Origin of the sequence: Stappia indica (assembly GCF_009789575.1) — a bacterium.
Lineage (GTDB): Bacteria > Pseudomonadota > Alphaproteobacteria > Rhizobiales > Stappiaceae > Stappia > Stappia indica_A.
The window spans coordinates 2,053,702-2,072,342 of the sequence record NZ_CP046908.1 but is presented as its reverse complement, the minus strand read 5'-3'; the positions used below and the strand labels follow the sequence as shown (position 1 = coordinate 2,072,342).

Here is an 18,641-nt window from a genome sequence, read left to right as displayed (position 1 = left end):
AGCTTAGCTTCCCGACCCGCCGCACTTGCCCGTGGCCGTGTTGAAGTTTCCGCAGTTCAAGGGCTTGCGCCAGTCGGCAATCAGGTCCTTGGAGCCGTCGAGGAAGTCGGACCAGGCGTCGCCGACGACGAGGCCGGAGGTCTCCCACACGGTCTCGAACTGGCCGTCTTCCTGGATCTCGCCGATCAGCACCGGCTTGGTGATGTGGTGGTTCGGCATCATCGCCGAATAGCCGCCGGTCAGGTTCGGCACGGAAACGCCGACAATGGCGTCGATCACCGCATCCGGATCGGTGGTGCCGGCCTTCTCGACCGCCTTCACCCACATGTTGAAGCCGATGTAGTGGGCCTCCATCGGGTCGTTGGTGACGCGCTTGTCGTCGCCGATATAGGCCTTCCACGCCTCGATGAACTCGCCGTTGACCGGCGTGTCGACGGACTGGAAATAGTTCCAGGCGGCCAGGTGCCCGACCAGCGGTCCGGTGTCGAGGCCGGCCAGTTCCTCCTCGCCGACCGAGAAGGCGACGACCGGGATGTCCTCGGCCTTGATGCCGGCATTGCCCAGTTCCTTGTAGAAGGGAACGTTGGCATCGCCGTTGATGGTGGAGACAACGGCGGTCTTCTTGCCGGCCGAGCCGAAGGCCTTGATGTCGGACACGATCGTCTGCCAGTCGGAATGGCCGAACGGCGTGTAGTTGATCATGATGTCTTCCTCGGCGACGCCCTTCGCCTTGAGGTAGGCCTCGAGGATCTTGTTGGTCGTGCGCGGGTAGACATAGTCGGTGCCGGCCAGCACCCAGCGCTCGACGCCTTCCTCGTTCATCAGGTAGTCGACGGCGGGAATGGCCTGCTGGTTCGGCGCGGCGCCGGTGTAGAAGACGTTGCGCTGGCTCTCCTCGCCCTCGTACTGGACGGGGTAGAACAGCAGCGAGTTCAGCTCCTCGAAGACCGGCAGCACGGACTTGCGCGACACCGAGGTCCAGCAGCCGAATACGGCCGACACGCCGTTCACCTGGATCAGCTCGCGGGCCTTTTCGGCGAACAGCGGCCAGTCGGAGGCCGGGTCGACGACGACCGCCTCGAGCTTCTTGCCGAGCAGGCCGCCCTTCTTGTTCTGCTCGTCGATGAGCATCAGCATGACGTCCTTGAGGGTCGTCTCGGAAATCGCCATGGTGCCGGACAGCGAGTGGAGGATGCCGACCTTGATGGTCTCCTCCTGGGCGAAGGCGCCGGTGACGGCGGTGGAGGCCATCAGGCCCGAAAGCGCCATTCCGGCGAAGAATTTCTTGCTGAACATTGTCATCTGTTTCCCCTCTGTCGCGTCTCCCCGGGAGGAAGAGCCACGACAAGGAAGATCAAGATGCGTGCCAGTTTGGCGCGGGCGCCGCTTGCGGCGCAAAAATGCCGGAAACGCCGCGACTTGCGGGGAACGCAGCGTCAGCCGCCCCGCGCGCTGGCCGATTTCGCAGCGCACAATGAAATTGCACAATTGTGCATCGCGGCAAAAATGTGCTCAAAATTTGTTCAGGGAGAGGCCCGCCCGTCAGCCCTTGCGCGACTGCACGGCCCCGCCCGCCTCCAGCGCGTCGAGCTCGGCCTCGTCCAGGCCGAGAACGCGGGCCAGCACCTCGCGGGTGTGCTCGCCCAGCATCGGCGGGGCGACCTTGTCGTTCACCGGCGTCCTGGAAAACCGCAAGGGGCTGGCGACCCCCGGCACGGTGCCGCCGCTGCCATGCGGCAGGGCCGGGTTCATCAGCCCGCGCGCCTTGGCCTGCGGTTCCTCGAACACTTCGGCGATGGTGTTGATCGGGCCGCAGGGCACGGCGGCGGCCTCCAGATCGGCGATCCACTCGCGGGTCGTGCGCGCCGCGATGATCTCCGCGACCATCGGCGCCAGGATCTCCCGGTGGGCGACCCGGTCGCGGTTGACGGCAAAGCGCGGATCGGCGGCCAGCTCCGGCCGGCCGGCGACCTCGCAGAAGCGGACGAACTGGCCGTCGTTGCCGACGGCGAGGATCAGGTGGCCGTCGGAGCTGGCGAAGACCTCGTAAGGCACGATGGCGGTGTGCGCATTGCCCATGCGCACGGGCGAGGTGCCGGAGACCAGATAGCTCAGCGCCTGGTTGGCGAGCGAGGCGACCTGCACGTCGAACAGCGCGATGTCGAGATGCTGGCCCTCGCCGGTGCGCTCGCGGTGGGCGAGGGCGCCGAGAATGGCGATGGTGGCGTTCAGCCCGGTCAGGATGTCGGCAAGCGCCACGCCCGCCTTCTGCGGCCCGCCGCCCGGCAGCGCGTCGCGCTCGCCGGTCACCGACATCAGCCCGCCCATGCCCTGGATCATGAAGTCGTAGCCGGCGCGCTGGGCGTAAGGCCCGGTCTGGCCGAAGCCGGTGATCGAACAGTAGATCAGGCCCGGATTGATCTGCGACAGGCTGTCGTAGTCGAGGCCGTATTTCTTCAGGCCGCCGACCTTGTAGTTCTCCACCAGGATATCGGACTTCTTCGCCAGCTCAATGATGAGCGCGCGCCCCCTCTCGCTGGCGATGTCGACGGCGACCGACTTCTTGCCCCGGTTGGCGGCCATGAAATAGGCGCTCTCGCCGGCCGCCGCCCCGTCCGCGACGAAGGGCGGGCCCCAGCCGCGCGTATCGTCGCCGCTGCCGGGCCGCTCGATCTTGATGACGTCGGCGCCCATGTCGGCCAGCGCCTGCGTCGACCAGGGGCCGGCCAGGACGCGGGAGAGATCGAGCACGCGCAGATGCGACAGCGGGGCGGTCATGATCGGGAAACGCCTTCTTTCCTGAACGTCTGTCCTGCTTTCCTTCATCACGAAGAGCAGCAGGCTTCCCCCGGTCATAGCCCCGGCATCGCCATGCGTCCAATGACTTGGCGTGAGAACGTCATTCCGGCGGGTGGGGACCCGCGTTAGGCTCCTCGTTTGCGAAAAAGAGCAGTTCGATCGGCAGTGCCTCGGGTGAAAATTTCAGGTGGGGACTCGCGCTTGGATGGTGCTACGGACATAATGATTAACGCAATTTTTGGAGGGGGCTAATGAGAGTTCAAGAAGAGAGACAACTCAACGCCGTCAGCGATGAGGTGCTCGCCCTTACAGCTGTTATCCGCCCGATTTTGCGCGGCCTTCTATATGCGCTCAAATCTGACATCGTAGGTGAGGCGGGTGGGTACGAAAACGTTCTGCTTAAAATGCTTCCTAGGCTGTACCGCGCAGGGGACGGCGATTGCGGCATTTGCTTTGAGTATGCAGTCCACGAGGCATTAAACTCTGGTGACCCCAGGGTTTTGGAGCGTATCAATGACGCTGCTCGGCTATGCAATGTCCCTGGCGCTAATTTAAAGTCGCTCTTATTTGGGTTGGAGAAGACCGGTGCTCAGCAGTTGATTGCTACTGCCGAGGAAATTCTCACAGAAGACTCGAGAGTTCTTTATGGAACTCGAGGTCAGCCAGCAAAATTACGGCGTCATATAAACTTTCTGGCTGGAGCTTTTCGAAATCGACGCACCAGACTTGCCTTGCCGTACTCCATAAGAGGCTTATGGAAAGCAGACTTGTTCGTTGGATATGATGATACTGATCGTTGGGTTGGAACGAGCGTAAAGATCAATCCTTCTCAGCTTGAAGGTGCGGCAGGGCTTAGGATTGGCATAATACCTACACGTCAAGGGCGATCAGACGCAGTTCGTAAAGATGATTCTAAAAATCTGGTCCTGTGCCCTCTTCATCATGATGGCGATTTTATGCAAGTATTCTATGAGGGGTGGCGCGCCATACAGGCATTTATTGATGCGGATGCGAAGATGCCAAAAGAAGTTGATTTGCCTTCGCCAGTTCACCGGGAAGTTGTTCGTATTCTCGTCGAGCGTCGTGAGTTTGGTGTCTTGGATGTTATCGAAGCTATCAAGAAATTTGGTCAACCAGAACTATTGCACACTGAAGACAGGCAGGCAGACATGGGGGCAATCAGGGGGAGCGCCCAGACAGATATGTTTCTTGCTCCGATCTCAAGGTCCGTTTAGGCATCACGCTTAACTTGCATGATCGCGAAACAGCTGCGCTTGTCCGAGACGCGGCCGTCGCGCGTCTCCTCGCGGACCACGCGCTCGAACACGTAGTCGTTGCCCGAATGGGTCGCGCTGGCGCCGTCCGGATGCGGTTCGCCCAGCACGTCGCACAGTTCGGTCAGGAACAGGGCGTAGTTGGCCCGTTCCTGGCCGCCTTCGACGCCTTGCCATTTCGCGATGAACGCCTCGACCGTGGATTGCATGCGTGCTCGCCTCTCCCTGTCCTTACCGTTTTACCCGGCCCGCCCCGTCGCGCAAGCCGGCAGGTAGAGGCTTGCCCCATCGCTGCGCCGCTTTTCATCCCCGCTGTTGGCCGGTACCAATGGGCGGAGAGATGAAGGGCAGGTCCCAGGACAGGTCCAGAACAGGTTCAGGACAGGTTCAAGGGGAGGAAAGCCATGAGCTTCAACGCGCTGGTCGTCGACAAGGACGAGGCGGGGGCCGTATCGGCCGGGGTCGAGGCGATCACGGAAGACCGTCTGCCGGAGGGCGACGTCACCGTGGCGGTCGAGTATTCGACGCTGAACTACAAGGACGGGCTGTGCCTCGGCTCCGGCGGCGGGCTGGTGCGCGCCTGGCCGCATGTGCCGGGGATCGACTTTGCCGGCACGGTCGAGACCTCCTCCGATCCGCGCTATGCGCCCGGCGACAAGGTGGTTCTGACCGGCTGGCGCGTCGGCGAGGTGCGCTGGGGCGGCTATGCGCAGAAGGCGCGGGTGATGGCCGACTGGCTGGTCCCCTTGCCGCAGGGTCTCACCACCCGCGATGCCATGGCGGTCGGCACCGCCGGCTTCACCGCCATGCTCGCGGTGATGGCGCTGGAGGATCACGGGCTGAAGCCGGGAGGTGGCCCGGTGCTGGTGACGGGGGCGGCCGGCGGCGTCGGCTCGGTCGCGACCGCGATCCTTGCAAAACTCGGCCACGAGGTCGTGGCGGTGACGGGCCGGCCGGAGACGGAAGCCTATCTCAAGGGGCTGGGCGCCTCGCGCATCGTTGCGCGCGCGGACATCGCGGAAACGGTCAAGCGGCCGCTGGAGAGCGAGACCTGGGCGGGATGCGTCGATGCGGTCGGCGGGACGATGCTGGCGCGGGTGCTGGGGCAGATGAAATACGGCGCTTCGGTTGCCGCCGTCGGTCTGGCCGGCGGGGCTGCCCTGCCTGCAACCGTCGTTCCCTTCCTGCTGCGGGCGGTCAACCTGCTCGGCATCGATTCCGTCATGCGTCCCTATGAGGACCGGGTGCGGGCCTGGTCGCGGATCGCGGCGGACCTGCCGATGGACAAGCTCACCGGGATGGTGGTGCCGGCGCGCCTTGCCGACCTGCCGGAGCTCGGCAAGGCGATCCTTGCCGGCGAGGTGCGCGGGCGCGTCGTCGTCGACGTCAACGCCTGACGCAGGTGTCAATACGGACCTGAGCCCGGCGCTCACGTGCTCCGGGCCGGTTCGGACTGCGACCTTGCACGCGACCCTGGAGGCCATATCGCGCTGCGTGCCGGCGCCGGAATCCGGCCCTAGAATTCCTCGTAATAGATGCCCTTCTGCGCAAGCCGCCACTGCTTCAGCTGCTTTTCGCTGCTCTTGCGCATCCGTTCCATATTCTCTTCATGCAGCTTGCGTGAATGGGCCTTGAGATCTTCGCGGATTTCCCGATGAAATTTCTCGGTCTCCGCTTTTTCTTCTTCAATCTGCTCTTTGGTCTTTCCCCAGTTTGCGAAACTCATTTTCGGGTCCCCTCGTCATCTGCGAATTCCCCTAAAGGTTGCAGTGTACCATCCTGCCGTCGCGATTAGAAGTTCTCCCTCCGCTCTGGCCGTCTTCCCTTTCCCACGGGCCTTCGTTACCAATGAGCCGCCTCAGGGATGAGCCGCCTTAAGAACGGGCGCCGGCAGGCCGGCCGAAAGGAGTTGTTTTGCAAAAGCACGTCGCACTCGACCGCGCATCGGCGCCGGTCTCCAGGTTCACCCGGTTGCGCGAGCTGTTGCAGCGTCCGGATCTCGCCTTCCTGATGGAGGCGCATAGCGGCCTGTCCGCCAAGATCGTCGAGGAAGCCGGCTTCGAGGGCATCTGGGCCTCGGGCCTGTCCATGTCGGCGGCGCTCGGCGTGCGCGACAACAACGAGCTGTCCTGGACCCAGGTCCTCGACATGCTGGAATACATGTCGGACGCCTCCAGCCTGCCGATCCTCGTCGACGGCGACACCGGCTACGGCAACTTCAACAATTTCCGCCGCTTCGTCGCCAAGCTGTGCGATCGCGGCATCGCCGGCGTGTGCATCGAGGACAAGATCTTCCCCAAGACCAACTCGTTCCTGGGCGAGAACCAGCCGCTCGCCGACATCGACGAGTTCTGCGGCAAGATCAAGGCCGGCAAGGACACCCAGAGCCATCCGGATTTCCAGATCGTCGCGCGGGTCGAGGCGCTGATCGCCGGGCGCGGATTGGAGGAGGCGCTCAAGCGCGCCCATGCCTATGCGGATGCGGGGGCGGATGCCATCGTCATCCACTCCAAGAAGAGCACGGCCGACGAGATCATCGAGTTCTGCCGGGAGTTCGGCGACCGGACGCCGGTGATCCTGATCCCGACCAAGTATTACCGCACGCCGACCGAGAAGCTGCGCGAGGCCGGCGCTTCGATGATCATCTGGGCGAACCACAACCTGCGCGCCTCGATCCGCGCCATGCGCGACACCTGCGCGGTCCTGCGCGAGCACCAGACCCTCCTGGAGGTGGAAAGCGACGTGGCGCCGCTCGGCGACGTGTTCTCGCTCGCCGGCTCGCAGGAACTGGAAGAGGCGGAGAAGCGCTATCTTGCCGCCACCGCGCCGCGCCGCGCCATCGTTCTCGCCGCCACCCGCGGCGAGGAGCTCGGCGACCTGACGCTGGACCGGCCGAAATGCATGCTGCCCGTGCGCGGCACCTCGCTGCTCGGCCGCCAGGTCGAGGCGCTCACGCGCCACGGCGTTGCCGATATCCGCGTCGTCGTCGGCTACAAGGCCGATGCGGTCGAGGCGCCGGGCATCTCGCTGGTCGAGAACGCGGAGTACCAGACCAGCGGCGAGGCGCAGTCCCTGTCGCTGGCGCTCGGCGAGGGCGACACCATCGTCTCCTATGGCGACATTCTCTACCGCCCGTTCTTCCTGGCGATGCTGGAGGACCGGGAGGAGGACATCGTGCTTGCGGTCGATCCGCGCCTTTCGGGGCGCGCGGGCCGCGACGCCGTCGCCTGCACGCTTCCCTTCTCCGACGATCTCGACCCGGACGCCGAGACGCCGCTGCTCAAGGGCTTCGTTGGCGAGGGCGGCGACGGCGAGTGGGTCGGCCTGATGCGGGCGAGTGCCGCGGGCGCTGCCCGCCTGCGCCGCACGCTGGACGAGATGGCGGCCGAGGGCAGCCTTGCCAGCGCCGATCTCGGCGCGGTGCTGACCCGCATGGCGGCGGCCGGCGAGCGCATCGGCGTCGTCTATGTCACCGGCTTCTGGCGCAACGTCAACGACCTCATGGACCTGGCGCAGGCGCGCGATGCGGTCTGACCGGAGAGCCTGGAGGCACGGGCGATGATCGAGGCTGGCGACTTTCTCTCCGCGGCCAAGCGCCAGGGCATCGACTTCTTCACCGGCGTGCCCTGCAGCTTCCTGACGCCCTTGATGAACGCGGTGATCTCCGACCGGACGGCGCGCTATGTCGGGGCGACCAGCGAGGGCGAGGCGGTGGCGATTGCCGCCGGCGCCTGGTGCGCGGGCCGCGAGACCGCGGTGATGTTCCAGAATTCCGGGCTCGGCAACGCGGTCAATCCGCTGACCTCGCTCAACCATCCCTTCGGCATTCCGACGCTGGTGATCGCCACCTGGCGCGGCGAGCCGGGGGTGAAGGACGAGCCGCAGCACGAGCTGATGGGCCAGATCACCTCGCAGCTGCTGGCGCTCGCCGGCGTTCACGGCGAGCCGTTCCCGCTTGCAGCCGCCGACATCGAGCCGGTGCTGGCGCGGGCCGTCGCCCATATGCGGGCGACCGGCCAGCCGGTCGGCTTGGTGCAGCCCAAGGGCGCGATCGCGCCGCGTCCGCTGGATGAGGCGCGGGCCGAGCCGGCACCGCGCGTTGCACCGGCCGAGTTCGGCGGCGGGGCGAGCCTGCCGCGCCGCATGGACGTGCTGGCGCTGCTGCGCGACAAGCTGCCCGAAAGCGCCGGCCTTGTCGCCACCACCGGCCATACCGGGCGCGAGCTCTTCACCCTGCAGGACCATGCCGGTCATCTCTACTGCGTCGGCTCCATGGGCGGGGCCAGCGCCATCGGCCTTGGCGCTGCGCTCAACTGCGAGCGCGAGATCGCGGTGCTCGACGGCGACGGCGCGGCATTGATGAAGCTCGGCAACATGGCGACCATCGGCGCCGAGGCGCCGGTGCGCTTCACCCATGTCCTGCTCGACAACGGCCGGCACCTGTCGACCGGCGGCCAGGCGACGGTCTCCGCGCATGTGGACTTTGCCTCGGTCGCGGCCGCCTGCGGCTACCGGTTCGCCGCCCGCGCCAGCGGTCTTGCGGAGGCGGGAGCTGCGCTCGATGCGGCGCTCGCCGTGCCGGGGCCGCGCTTCGTGCATGTGAAGGTCGCCGCCGAAGAGGTCGCCGGCCTCGGCCGTCCGACCATTGCGCCGCGCGAGGTCGCCCGCCGCTTCCGCGCCCATCTCGCCGGTGCCGCATGAGCGCATCTGCTGGTCCCGTCCTGCTGACGCCCGGCCCGCTGACCACCAGCGACCGGGTCAAGGCCGTGATGCTGCGCGACTGGGGCTCGCGCGATCCCGCCTTCACCCGCCTTGCCGGCGAGGTTCTTGAGCGCGTCCGCGATCTTGCCGGCGGCAGGCCTGAGGATCATGTCTGCGTGCCCGTGCAGGGCAGCGGCACTTTCGCGGTCGAGGCGATGCTCGGCAGCCTGCTCCGCCCGGACGAGCGCCTGCTGCTGCTGGTCAACGGCGCCTATGGCCGGCGCATGGCGGAAATCTGCCGCCGGCTCGGCCGCCCGTTCGAGGTGGTCGAGGTCGCGGAGACGCAGGCGCACGACCCTGCGGCGCTTGCTGGCAGGCTCGCCGCGGACCCCGGCATTGCCGCTGTCGCCATCGTCCATTGCGAGACGACCTCGGGCCTCGTCAATCCGCTTGAGGAGATCGCCGCCGTGGCGAGGGCCGCCGGACGGCGGCTGCTGGTCGATGCGATGAGCAGCTTCGGCGCGCTCGCCGTCGATGTCTCCGGCTGGGGCATTTCGGCGCTGGCGGCCAGTTCCAACAAGTGCCTGCAGGGCGTTCCCGGCCTTGCCTTCGTGGTCTGCCGGTCGGATGAGCTTGCCGCCCGGGCCGGCGTCTCGCCCTCGCTGGCGCTCGATCTGGAGGACCAGGCGCGGGCGCTTGCCGGCGACGGCCAGTGGCGCTTCACGCCGCCGACCCATGTGGTCGCGGCCCTGCACGAGGCCTTGCAGGAGCTTGCCGAGGAGGGCGGCCCGGCCGCCCGGCTCAATCGCTACACGGCGAACCGCGACACGCTGATCGCCGGCATGGCCCGGCTCGGCTTCGTCCCGGCGCTCGACCCCGCGCTGCAGGCGCCGGTGATCGTCTCCTTCCTGGAGCCGCGCGAGGCTTGGTACGAGTTTTCCACCTTCTACGACGCGCTGGAGGCGCGCGGCTTTGCCATCTACGCGGGCAAGATGAAGGCGCTCGGCACCTTCCGGGTCGGCACCATCGGCGCCATCGATTCTCTGGTGATCGAGCGCTTCCTCGCGTCGGTGCAGGCAGTTGTGACAGACCTGAAACAGAAATTGATCCGCTGATCCGGGGGCGGGGCGAAGCGGTTGTGCTGCCGTGGGTTATCGACCTCCGGCGGTGCCGCAGCGCGCGAAGGCGGCGGCCGCCCGCCATGCCTCGCCTGCGGCCGCGGCCGGTGCATTTGCGAGGGAAACCGGTGGAGATGCGCGCCCCTGCGTTCGTTTGCGGCGGTGCCGGGCCGGCGATGTTCCGCTGGGTGAACTCCCGGCCCGCGCGGATGCCTCGGGGAGGGCCTGTCGCGCCCTTTGCGCGGGGCGTGCTGGGCGGGGAGGACCGGCCATGCGTCCGTATCACCCCTCTCTCTTCGTCGGCTTACTCGACAGTTTCCTACCTTTCGGCTATTTAGCGAATTCCGTCTGAGTGGGGGCTCGGCGGCAGACTGTTCCTTGCAAGGGGGCTTGCAGGACAAGCGGGCAGTCGCCGCCCCTGTACCACCCGTGCCGGAACGCCGATGACCTCGATGACTGCCCGGAATTTTGGGAGCCGGGCTTGCCATGTCCTGCAGGTCGCCTGTCCAGGTCGCCTTTCTGGGTGCGCCGACTGTGCTGCAGGTGTCGGCTCCTGATAAATTGAGACAGCTCGAACGGTCTTCGATCCGGGTTCGGGTTTGGGGGTAATCAAGAATGAAGCCTGATCGGCCGAGCTTTTCCGTTGTCGCTGAGCGCCGCTTTCGTCTGGCCGGCAAGGCGATCATCGAGCAGCACAATCCGTATTTTCTCCCCGTCGACCAGCAGCGTGAAACCTGCGAGCGCAACGGCATTCCCTTCGTCAGCTTCGCCCATTACGACTATCTGGGCCTGAGCAACCACCCGGACGTGATCGAGGCGGCGAGCATCGAGCTGCACCGGCTCGGCACCGGCGTCGGCGCCTCGCGCCTCGTCGGCGGCGAGCGTGCCGGCCACCGCGCTTTCGAGCGCGAGCTGGCGGATTTCCTCGGCGTCGGCGACGTGATGTCGCTGGTCAGCGGCTATCTGGTCAACGTCTCGCTCATCAACTTCCTGATGGGGCCGCGCGATCTCGTTCTGATCGACGAGCTGGCCCACAACTCGATCTTCGTCGGCGCCAAGAACGGCCGCTACGATCACCGGGTCTTCAACCACAATGATCTCGACGATCTGGAGCGCCAGCTGGAAGAGGTGCGCGGCCAGTATCGCAACGTGCTCATCGTCGTCGAAGGCCTCTATTCCATGGACGGCGACATTCCCGACCTGCCGCGGCTGGTCGAGATGAAGGAAGCCCATGACGCCTGGCTGCTCGTCGACGAGGCGCATTCCTACGGGGTGCTCGGCGCCACCGGGCGCGGCCTGTGCGAGCATTTCGACATCGATCCGCGGCGCATCGAGCTGACGGTCGGCACCCTGTCCAAGTCCTTCGTCTCCTCCGGCGGCTTCATCTGCGCCGAGCAGGGGGTGATCGACTGGCTGCGCTTCACCCTGCCCGGCTTCGTCTACAGCGTCGGCCTGTCGCCGGCGACGCTCGGCAGCGCCCATGGCGCGCTGACGCAGCTGAAGGCCGAGCCGCAGCGCGTCACCCGCCTGCACGAGAATTCGCTTTATTTCCGCGATCGCGCCCGCTCCATGGGGCTGAACACCGGCCCGGCCATCGGTTGCGGCGTGGTGCCGATCCTGTTCTCCAGCCCGATGCAGACGATGATCGCCTCCCAGGTGCTGCTGGAGCAGGGCGTCTATGCCCCGCCCATCGTCCAGATCGGCGTGCCGAAGGACCAGCCGCGCATCCGCTTCTTCCTGTCGGCCGCGCATACGCACGAGCAGATGGACAAGGCCATCGCCATTGCCGCCGCGGTGGCGCATGGCGAGGGCTCGGCGCAGGCGGAGCTGCTGCAACAGGCCGTCGTCGGCGCCTGACGCCGGCCGGGCCGGAACAATCGGGGCACGGGGCGCGCACCGAGCGGAGTTGGCATCGCCATGACAGCTGACGAAAGGGCCGGCATGAAGCCGGGTCACTCGCGGACGACCCATGCCGGGCGTTCGCTTCGCCTCCTTTGTGCCGTGCTGGCGGCGCTGGTCGTCCTGGCGCCGGCGGCCATGGCCATCGAGGGAACCCGCATCACGCCGGGCAACGCGCAGAAGCCGCGAGGCTCCGTGGTCACCGAGGTCGCGAGCCTGCCGGTGGTGCGCCCGGATTTTCCGGTGCCCAGCGACCCGGGCCAGGTCTTCTATCTCCAGCGGTCCAGCAATTCCAACACGGTGGTCTATGCCGCCCGCTTCACGCAGGACGGCAGGCTCGACCCGCGCGAGCCGATCGTCGCCTATTGGCGGCGCTTCAACACCACCGGCGAGCAGCTGCCGCTGAAGATGATCGAGGACAGTTTCGCCTTCGGCGTCAGGGCGCGCGCGACCGATGATCCGGATGTCTTCCGCATCCACATCGTGTCCTATTCCGAGCGGCCGGCGACCTTGCGCCTGGTCGAGCCGGGCCGGGCCGAGCTTCTGCTTCCCGTCGGCGGGCGGACCATGCGCATGGCCTCTGCCTATGCGGATGTGGACGAGAGCGGGCTGATGCCGAGCGTGCGCGAGGTGCTGGTGATGGGCCATGACGCCGAGACCGGCAAGCCGCTGGTCGAACGGATCGAGATCGAGTAACGCTTGCCGCGTCGGCGAGGCCGGCGGCAGGCATCAGGCGCGCGGGACTGCCGCGCGCGACAACAGCCAGAGAAGCGGACGGTCACCCCGTCCGGGCAGGGTTCGGGGGTAACCAGACAGTATGAGCGCTTCTTCCGCGAAAACGATCCGTACCGCGATTGTCGGTGCCGGCAATTGCGCAAGCTCGCTGATCCAGGGCGTGGCCTATTGCCGGGCGCTGGGCGACGAGGCGGTGGGCGTGCCGTTCCCGGTGCTCGGCGGCTACAGGCCGGAAGACGTCGACATCGTGCTCGCCTTCGAGGTCGATGCACGCAAGGTCGGACGCACGGTGGGCGAGGCGGCGGTCGCCCTGCCGAACTGCACCGAGATCTTCCACAAGGATCTTTCCGGCATGACCGCGCCGGTGCTGCGCGGGCCGGATCTCGACGGCGTTTCCGCCTTCATGCGCAACCAGGCGCCCGACCGCAGCTTCGTCGTCTCCAGCGCGCCGGCGCTCGACAAGGCCGGCATCGTCGCCGCCCTGCGCGAGGCCAAGGCCGACGTGATGATCAACTTCCTTCCCGTCGGCTCGGTCGAGGCGACGCAGTTCTACGCCGAATGCGCGCTGGAAGCCGGCTGCGCCTTCGTCAACGGCATCCCGGTCTTCATCGCCTCCGATCCGGTCTGGGCCGCCCGCTTCCGCGAGGCCGGCGTGCCGATCGTCGGCGACGACTTCAAGGCGCAGTTCGGCGCGACGATCACCCACCGGGCGCTGGCCCGGCTCGCCGACATGCGCGGCGTCAAGGTCGACCGCACCTACCAGCTCAATGTCGGCGGCAACACCGACTTCCTCAACATGATGGACATGGACCGCCTCGCGATGAAGCGGGAGTCCAAGACCGAGGCCGTGCAGACCGCGATGAACGCGCGGCTCTCCGACAGCGAGATCCGCATCGGCCCCTCGGACTACGTGCCGTGGCTCAACGATCGCAAGGTCGCCTATGTCCGCCTCGAGGGCCGGCTGTTCGGCGGCGTGCGCACCCATGTCGAGATGCGGCTGGAAGTCGAGGATTCCCCCAATGCCGCGGCCATGGCGCTGATCGCCATCCGCTGCGCCAAGATCGCCGCCGACCGCGGTCTTGCCGGCCCGATCGAGGATGCGAGCGCGTTCCTGTTCAAGCATCCGCCTCTGCAGATCGAGGATGCGGAAGGCTACGACCGCCTGCTCGCCTTCGCCAACGGCGAGGCGGCCTGACCATGACCGGCGGTGCGACGGGCGCAGGGCTGCTCGGCGCCGCCGGGCGCCCCGTCGCCCTGATCACCGGCGGCAGCAGCGGCATCGGCCGCGCCATGGCGCTGTCGCTGGCGCGCAAGGGCTTCGACCTTGCCCTCGTCTCGCGCGGGGCCGAGCGGCTTGAAAGCGCCCGCGCCGAAATCTCCACCGCCGTGCCGCAAGCACGCATCGCAGTGCGCGCTGCGGATGTCGGCGATGCCGATCAGGCGCGCGAGGCCATTGCCGGCATCACCACCGAACTCGGCGTGCCGCGCTGGGCGGTGATGAATGCCGGCGTTGCCCGTCCGGGCCGTTTTCTGGAGCAGCCGCTCGACGACCACCTGATGCAGATGCGCACCAATTATCTCGGCGCGCTGCATGTCGCCCATGCGCTGGCACCGGAGATGGCGGGCGCGGGCGGCGGGCGGATGGTCTTCGTCTCCTCGGGCGCGGCCTTCTTCGGCATCTACGGCTATGGCGCCTATGCGCCGTCGAAATTCGCCATGCGCGGCCTTGCCGAGGTCCTGCGGGTGGAGCTCGCCGACCGCAACATCTCGGTGACCCTTGCCTATCCGCCGGACACCGACACGCCGCAGCTTGTCGCCGAGAACGCGACCAAGCCGGCGGCCACCCGGGCGATCACCGCCGGCGGCGGCCTCTGGCAGGCGGAGCGGGTGGCGGAAAAGATCATCCTCGCTGCCGAGAAGGGCCGCTTCACCGTGGCGCCCGGCCTGCAGATGCAGCTTCTCGCCCATGGCCACAGCCTGCTGTCGCCCGCACTCCGGCTGTGGCAGGCGCGCGTTGCCCGCTCGCACCGGGACTGAGCGCGGCGCGATGATGCCCCCTGCCATGATGCCGGCCCTCGTTCCCCTCGACATTGCGGCGCTCGCCGTTCTCGTCTGCCTTGCCATCGGCGCCGTGCTGCTGGCGCTGGGCAGCCTCGTGCCCGCAACGGCAGCGCAGGCGCGCCCGCTCTGGCCGGTCTACGGCACGGAACTGGTGATCGTCGGCGGCGGGCTCGGCCCCTTCGTTGCCGGCGGCCTCGTGCTCTCGCTGGCGCTGGCCGCCCTTGCGACGCGCGTCGCCTATGAGGCGGTTGCCGTTGCCTGGCGTCGGCACCTGCGCGCCGGCGGGACGGCCGGAACAGTGCGTCTTGTCGCCGAGGTGCTGCTCTTCCCCGGCCTGCCGCTGGCGCTGTTCGTTGCCGCCGGCGTCGAGCCGGCCAATGCCGGCGTGCTGGTGCTCGCCTTCCTGCTGGTCGAGACCTACGACAGCTACGCCCTGTTCGGCGGCAAGCTGTTCGGCCGGCATCCGGCCTTCCCGCGGCTCAGCCCGCGCAAGACCGTCGAGGGCCTTGCCATCGGCGCGGCCATGCTGGCGCTGACGGCGGCGATTGCCGGGCCCCTGCTGCTCGGCTGGTCGCTCGGCCTGTCGCTGGCGGCTGCCGGCGTCATTGCGGTTGCGGCGGTGGTGGGCGACCTTGCCGGCTCGCGGCTGAAGCGCGCCTCCGGCGTCAAGGACTACCCGCAGGTGCTGCCGCGACAGGGCGGGCTGCTCGACATCGTCGATGCCTGGCTGATCGCAGGTCCCGCGCTGGTTCTGCTGCTGCGCCTTGCCCCGTGAAGCAGCCTCAGCCGGCGAGAACCCAGGCGATGGGCGCAAGGACCAGGATCGCGTAGAGCGCCGCGGCGGCGTCGTCCAGCATGATGCCGGTGCCCCCCTTCACGCGGTCCTGGACCCAGTTGACCGGGAACGGCTTGAGGATGTCGAAGGCGCGGAAGGCGATGAAGCCGGCGATCCACCACAGCGGCTCGGCCGGCAGCGCCAGAACCACGGCGGCGGCGCCGAAGCTCTCGTCGATCACCACGATCTGCGGGTCCTCGGTCCCGGTCGCCGTCGCGACGACGCCGGAGGCCCACACGCCGACGAAGAACAGGGCGGCAAGGCCGGCGATTTGCAGCGGCACCGACAGCATCGCCAGCCCGGCGGCCAGGACGAGGCCGACGATGGCACCCACCGTGCCCGGCCAGACCGGCGACAGGCCGGCGCCGAAGGACAGGGCCAGGACATGACCGAGCCGCTGGCTGGGCTTATGGACAAGACGGGACATTGCGGCCGGCCTATGATGAGGATCGGAATCGGAACCGCCGGGCGGGATGCCGCGCGGCAGGCCGGGCTATAGTGTGGTGAATTTGAAATACGCCTCGTTTTGCGGCAACCGTCGGAGCGTATTTCAAATTCGAAAACCACACTAGAAACATAAACTTACTAGTCACTCTTTTGAATCTGAAGTTCGTACAGAGCTTGCTGCCAAATGTGACGAACTTCAGATTCGGGTGACTAGCATGAAACACGACGGAGAGCGATGCAGGGCGAGATGCGGAACGGGGCGACGTGCCGGACGGAGTGCGGGGTAAGGTGAGACCGCTTGCCTCTCTCGCCGCGCGGTCCCTGTTCGCGCGCGTGCTCGGCCGGGTGGTGCTCGTCGTCGCCATCATCGAGGTCGTGTTCCTCGCCGAGAAGCTGACCGGCATCCTGGAAGAGGTGCTGGGCAATGGCGGCAACCTTCTCTACGCGCTCGCGGTTCTCGGCCTCACCTCGCCGGAGATCTTCGACTTCGCGTTGGCGCTCGCCTGCGTCATCGGCGGCTATTTCGCCTTCGTCGCCGCGCGCGAGGAGCGCGAGCTCGTCGCCCTGTCGGCGGCCGGCGTCTCCTGGGGCCTGCCGGTGCGCGTCGCGCTGTCGCTCGGCGCGCTCGCCTTTGTCGCCAGCCTTGCGGTTTCCGGCGTCATCGATCCGCTGGCCCGCCACGCCACCCGCACGGTGATCTTCCAGCTGAAGAGCGAGCTGCTGTTTTCCCGCATCACCGGGCCGAGCGAGGGCACCCTGGTCGAGACCATTCGCGGGCGGACCTTCGCCGCCCTCTCCGACACGTCCGTCACCCCGCCGCACGACAGCCTTTTCGTCCACCAGCCGGGCGAGGCGGGCCGCTGGCGCGTCACCCAGGCCGCCGACTGGAAGCTGGCCGGGCCGGACGGGGAAGGCAATTACAGTCTCGGGCTCGGCCGGGTGATCGCCTACGACTTCATCCGGGTCGAGGCGCGCGAGGGCGCCGGCATGCTGCGCCAGGGCCGCGGGCCGAACCTTTTCGCCGTCGGCCGGCCGGACGTCGCCAATATTCCCGCGCTCCCCCAGGTCAAGGTCGAGAACGTGTCGCTGCCGGTCAGCCTCGACAACATCCTCAACCATGCCCTGCGCACCGACGTTGCCGGAGAGTGGACCGTGTTCGAGGCCCTGAGCGAGGGCCAAGGTGCCGGCGAGACCGGGCGGGAGGCGCTGAAGATCGCCGGCGAGCGCGTCTCGCGGGCGATTGCCGTCTTCGTCGCGCCGCTGCTGGCGCTGCTCGCCTGCGTCTTTGCCGGACGCGGCGTCTTCGGCTTCCTGTCGCTGCCGCTCGCCTGCGGCGCGCTGCTCGCCTTCGACATCGTGCTGCGCGGCGTTCTCGGCCGGTTGGCAGCGGACCAACCGCAGGCGCTGGCGATGGTCGGCCTTGCCGCCGCCCTGCTGGTTCTGCTGGTCGCGGTCGCCGGCATTCGCGCCCGCGCCGCCGTGCTGCTGCGCCCCGTCAGTTCGCGGGCCTGATCGATGCGCGCGCCCGGCTCCACCCTTCCGCTTTTCACTGCCGGCGGTCTGCCGCTCGCCCGGCGGCGCACGCCCGTCTTCGGCCTGATCGGCCGGCGGATCCTGGCAACGCACCTAAAGGCGGCGGCGCTGGTCATGACGATGTTCCTGATCGTTGCCTTCGCCATCGACCTGGCGCAGAGCCTCGACGGGGTGCTGGCGCGGGCCGACGAGCTGGGGCGCTCCCGCGTCCTTCTGGTCGCGGCCTATCTCGGCTACCGCGCGGTAGACATCGCGACGCGCCTGTTTCCCGTCGCCTGCTTCATCGGCGTCTTCGCGGCCGAGCTGATGCGCCTGTTCAACCGCGAGACCACGGTGATCGCCGCCGCCGGCTGGTCGCCGCGCCAGACGCTCTTGGTGGTCTGCGTCTTCGCGCTGGTCACCGGCGCGCTGCAGTTCTCGCTGGAGCGCTGGTGGCGGCCGGCGGCGGTCTTCGCCCAGGCCGAGCTGCAGCTCGGCGGCTACGGCCGGCGCTTTGCCGACGGCGATCTCGGCGAGCCGAGCTGGTTCGTCGTCAACGGCGCGGTGCTGAAGGCGCGGGTCATCCGCAGCGCCAAGCCCGAGCTCGCCGATGTCGAGCTCTATCGCGGCGTGGTCGCCGGCGACCTGCGCGACGTGATCGTCGCCCGCCACGGCGTGCCGGCCGACCGGCCCGGCTTCTGGCGCTTCACGGATGTCGACCTGTGGGCGCGGCTGCCGGGCGAGGACCAGTCGCGCAGCGACGGTGCGCCGCCCGCCTACGCCCAGACCTCGCTTTACCTCATCAGCCAGTATCCGAGCCTGGAGCTGCGGCTCGATATCGTGCCCGAGGCGCTCTCCTATTACGACATCGCCGCCTTCTACCTGCCGCAGGCCCCGCTCGAGGTGCTGGCGCGCGACAGCAACCCGCTGAAGGGGCCGGATGTCGACGCGGCGCTGTGGCGGCGCTGGGCGGCGTTCTTCCTTCCCGGCGCCTACGCGCTGCTGGGGGCGAGCCTTGCTCCGGTGGCGGGGGCAGGGCGCGTCGTCGCGCCCCTGCGTATCCTCGTCCTGGCGCTTGCGGGATATCTCGCGCTGGTCGCGACCAAGGTCTCCTGGGCGATGGGGGAGATCGGCGTCCTGTCCGGCTTCACCAGCAGCTGGCTGTCGATCTTCCTGGCGCTCATCGGGGTGGTCGTGGCGCAGCGGATGCTGTCGCGGCCGCATTGAGCGGTTTGCGCGGGCCGTCTCGAAGTTTCGCGA

The 18,641-nt window shown here is 67.7% G+C and carries 17 protein-coding genes; 12 read left to right on the top strand and 5 right to left on the bottom strand.

Annotated features, from left to right (window positions below; genetic code table 11):
- Positions 1-3: 3 nt before the first annotated feature.
- Together urtA and GH266_RS09745 are read right to left on the bottom strand one after the other, a co-directional pair.
- On the bottom strand, positions 4-1,296 hold the full coding sequence (gene urtA, locus GH266_RS09750) for an urea ABC transporter substrate-binding protein (RefSeq protein WP_158196132.1): 1,293 nt from the start codon (positions 1,294-1,296) through the stop codon (positions 4-6).
- Between the two features lie 246 nt (positions 1,297-1,542).
- On the bottom strand, positions 1,543-2,778 hold the full coding sequence (locus GH266_RS09745; RefSeq protein WP_158193740.1) for a CaiB/BaiF CoA transferase family protein: 1,236 nt from the start codon (positions 2,776-2,778) through the stop codon (positions 1,543-1,545).
- Between the two features lie 272 nt (positions 2,779-3,050).
- Here GH266_RS09745 and GH266_RS09740 point away from each other — a divergent pair, with 272 nt between their 5' ends.
- The gene (locus GH266_RS09740) at positions 3,051-4,034 is read left to right on the top strand and encodes a hypothetical protein (protein WP_158193739.1); all 984 of its coding nucleotides are present in this window, start codon (positions 3,051-3,053) and stop codon (positions 4,032-4,034) included.
- Here the strand turns inward: GH266_RS09740 and GH266_RS09735 are convergent.
- Positions 4,031-4,282, bottom strand: a complete 252-nt coding sequence (locus GH266_RS09735) for a hypothetical protein (RefSeq protein ID WP_199270492.1) — start codon at positions 4,280-4,282, stop codon at positions 4,031-4,033. The two genes, GH266_RS09740 and GH266_RS09735, sit on opposite strands and share 4 nt — an antisense overlap.
- A gap of 195 nt (positions 4,283-4,477) precedes the next feature.
- Here GH266_RS09735 and GH266_RS09730 point away from each other — a divergent pair, with 195 nt between their 5' ends.
- Positions 4,478-5,470, top strand: coding sequence for an MDR family oxidoreductase (locus GH266_RS09730; RefSeq protein ID WP_158193738.1), 993 nt, complete (start codon positions 4,478-4,480; stop codon positions 5,468-5,470).
- 119 nt (positions 5,471-5,589) lie between these two features.
- Here the strand turns inward: GH266_RS09730 and GH266_RS09725 are convergent, their stop codons facing one another.
- On the bottom strand, positions 5,590-5,799 hold the full coding sequence (locus GH266_RS09725) for a hypothetical protein (RefSeq protein WP_158193737.1): 210 nt from the start codon (positions 5,797-5,799) through the stop codon (positions 5,590-5,592).
- Between the two features lie 188 nt (positions 5,800-5,987).
- Between GH266_RS09725 and aepX the strand changes: the two genes are divergently transcribed.
- From aepX to GH266_RS09685, 8 genes are all read left to right on the top strand, one after another.
- Positions 5,988-7,607 carry a phosphoenolpyruvate mutase gene (gene aepX / locus GH266_RS09720; protein ID WP_199270491.1) on the top strand — a complete coding sequence of 540 codons (1,620 nt, stop codon included), beginning with the start codon at positions 5,988-5,990 and terminating at the stop codon, positions 7,605-7,607.
- Positions 7,608-7,631: 24 nt separating this feature from the next.
- On the top strand, positions 7,632-8,774 hold the full coding sequence (aepY, locus tag GH266_RS09715; protein ID WP_158193736.1) for a phosphonopyruvate decarboxylase: 1,143 nt from the start codon (positions 7,632-7,634) through the stop codon (positions 8,772-8,774).
- Positions 8,771-9,889 (top strand): 2-aminoethylphosphonate--pyruvate transaminase, encoded by a 1,119-nt coding sequence (locus GH266_RS09710; RefSeq protein WP_158193735.1) that lies wholly within the window; start codon positions 8,771-8,773, stop codon positions 9,887-9,889. The genes aepY and GH266_RS09710 overlap by 4 nt, the downstream gene beginning before the upstream one ends.
- 618 nt (positions 9,890-10,507) lie before the next feature.
- On the top strand, positions 10,508-11,749 hold the full coding sequence (locus tag GH266_RS09705) for an aminotransferase class I/II-fold pyridoxal phosphate-dependent enzyme (RefSeq protein WP_158193734.1): 1,242 nt from the start codon (positions 10,508-10,510) through the stop codon (positions 11,747-11,749).
- Between the two features lie 60 nt (positions 11,750-11,809).
- Positions 11,810-12,487, top strand: coding sequence for a DUF4833 domain-containing protein (locus GH266_RS09700; protein WP_158193733.1), 678 nt, complete (start codon positions 11,810-11,812; stop codon positions 12,485-12,487).
- Between the two features lie 121 nt (positions 12,488-12,608).
- A complete protein-coding gene (locus GH266_RS09695) occupies positions 12,609-13,721 on the top strand; it encodes an inositol-3-phosphate synthase (RefSeq protein WP_158193732.1) in 1,113 nt (370 codons plus the stop codon).
- A 2-nt stretch (positions 13,722-13,723) separates the two neighbouring features.
- Positions 13,724-14,563 carry an SDR family oxidoreductase gene (locus GH266_RS09690; protein WP_158193731.1) on the top strand — a complete coding sequence of 280 codons (840 nt, stop codon included), beginning with the start codon at positions 13,724-13,726 and terminating at the stop codon, positions 14,561-14,563.
- Between the two features lie 10 nt (positions 14,564-14,573).
- Positions 14,574-15,362, top strand: a complete 789-nt coding sequence (locus GH266_RS09685; RefSeq protein WP_158193730.1) for a phosphatidate cytidylyltransferase — start codon at positions 14,574-14,576, stop codon at positions 15,360-15,362.
- Between the two features lie 7 nt (positions 15,363-15,369).
- On the opposite strand, the gene GH266_RS09680 is transcribed toward GH266_RS09685, so the two are convergent.
- Positions 15,370-15,849, bottom strand: coding sequence for a phosphatidylglycerophosphatase A family protein (locus GH266_RS09680; protein ID WP_158193729.1), 480 nt, complete (start codon positions 15,847-15,849; stop codon positions 15,370-15,372).
- Positions 15,850-16,157: 308 nt separating this feature from the next.
- Here GH266_RS09680 and GH266_RS09675 point away from each other — a divergent pair, with 308 nt between their 5' ends.
- Both GH266_RS09675 and GH266_RS09670 read left to right on the top strand, forming a co-directional pair.
- Positions 16,158-17,381: an LptF/LptG family permease gene (locus GH266_RS09675; RefSeq protein WP_158193728.1), complete on the top strand. Its 1,224-nt coding sequence runs from the start codon at positions 16,158-16,160 to the stop codon at positions 17,379-17,381.
- 3 nt (positions 17,382-17,384) lie between these two features.
- Complete coding sequence (locus tag GH266_RS09670; RefSeq protein ID WP_158193727.1) at positions 17,385-18,608, top strand: LptF/LptG family permease; 1,224 nt, start codon at positions 17,385-17,387, stop codon at positions 18,606-18,608.
- Positions 18,609-18,641 lie beyond the last annotated feature (33 nt).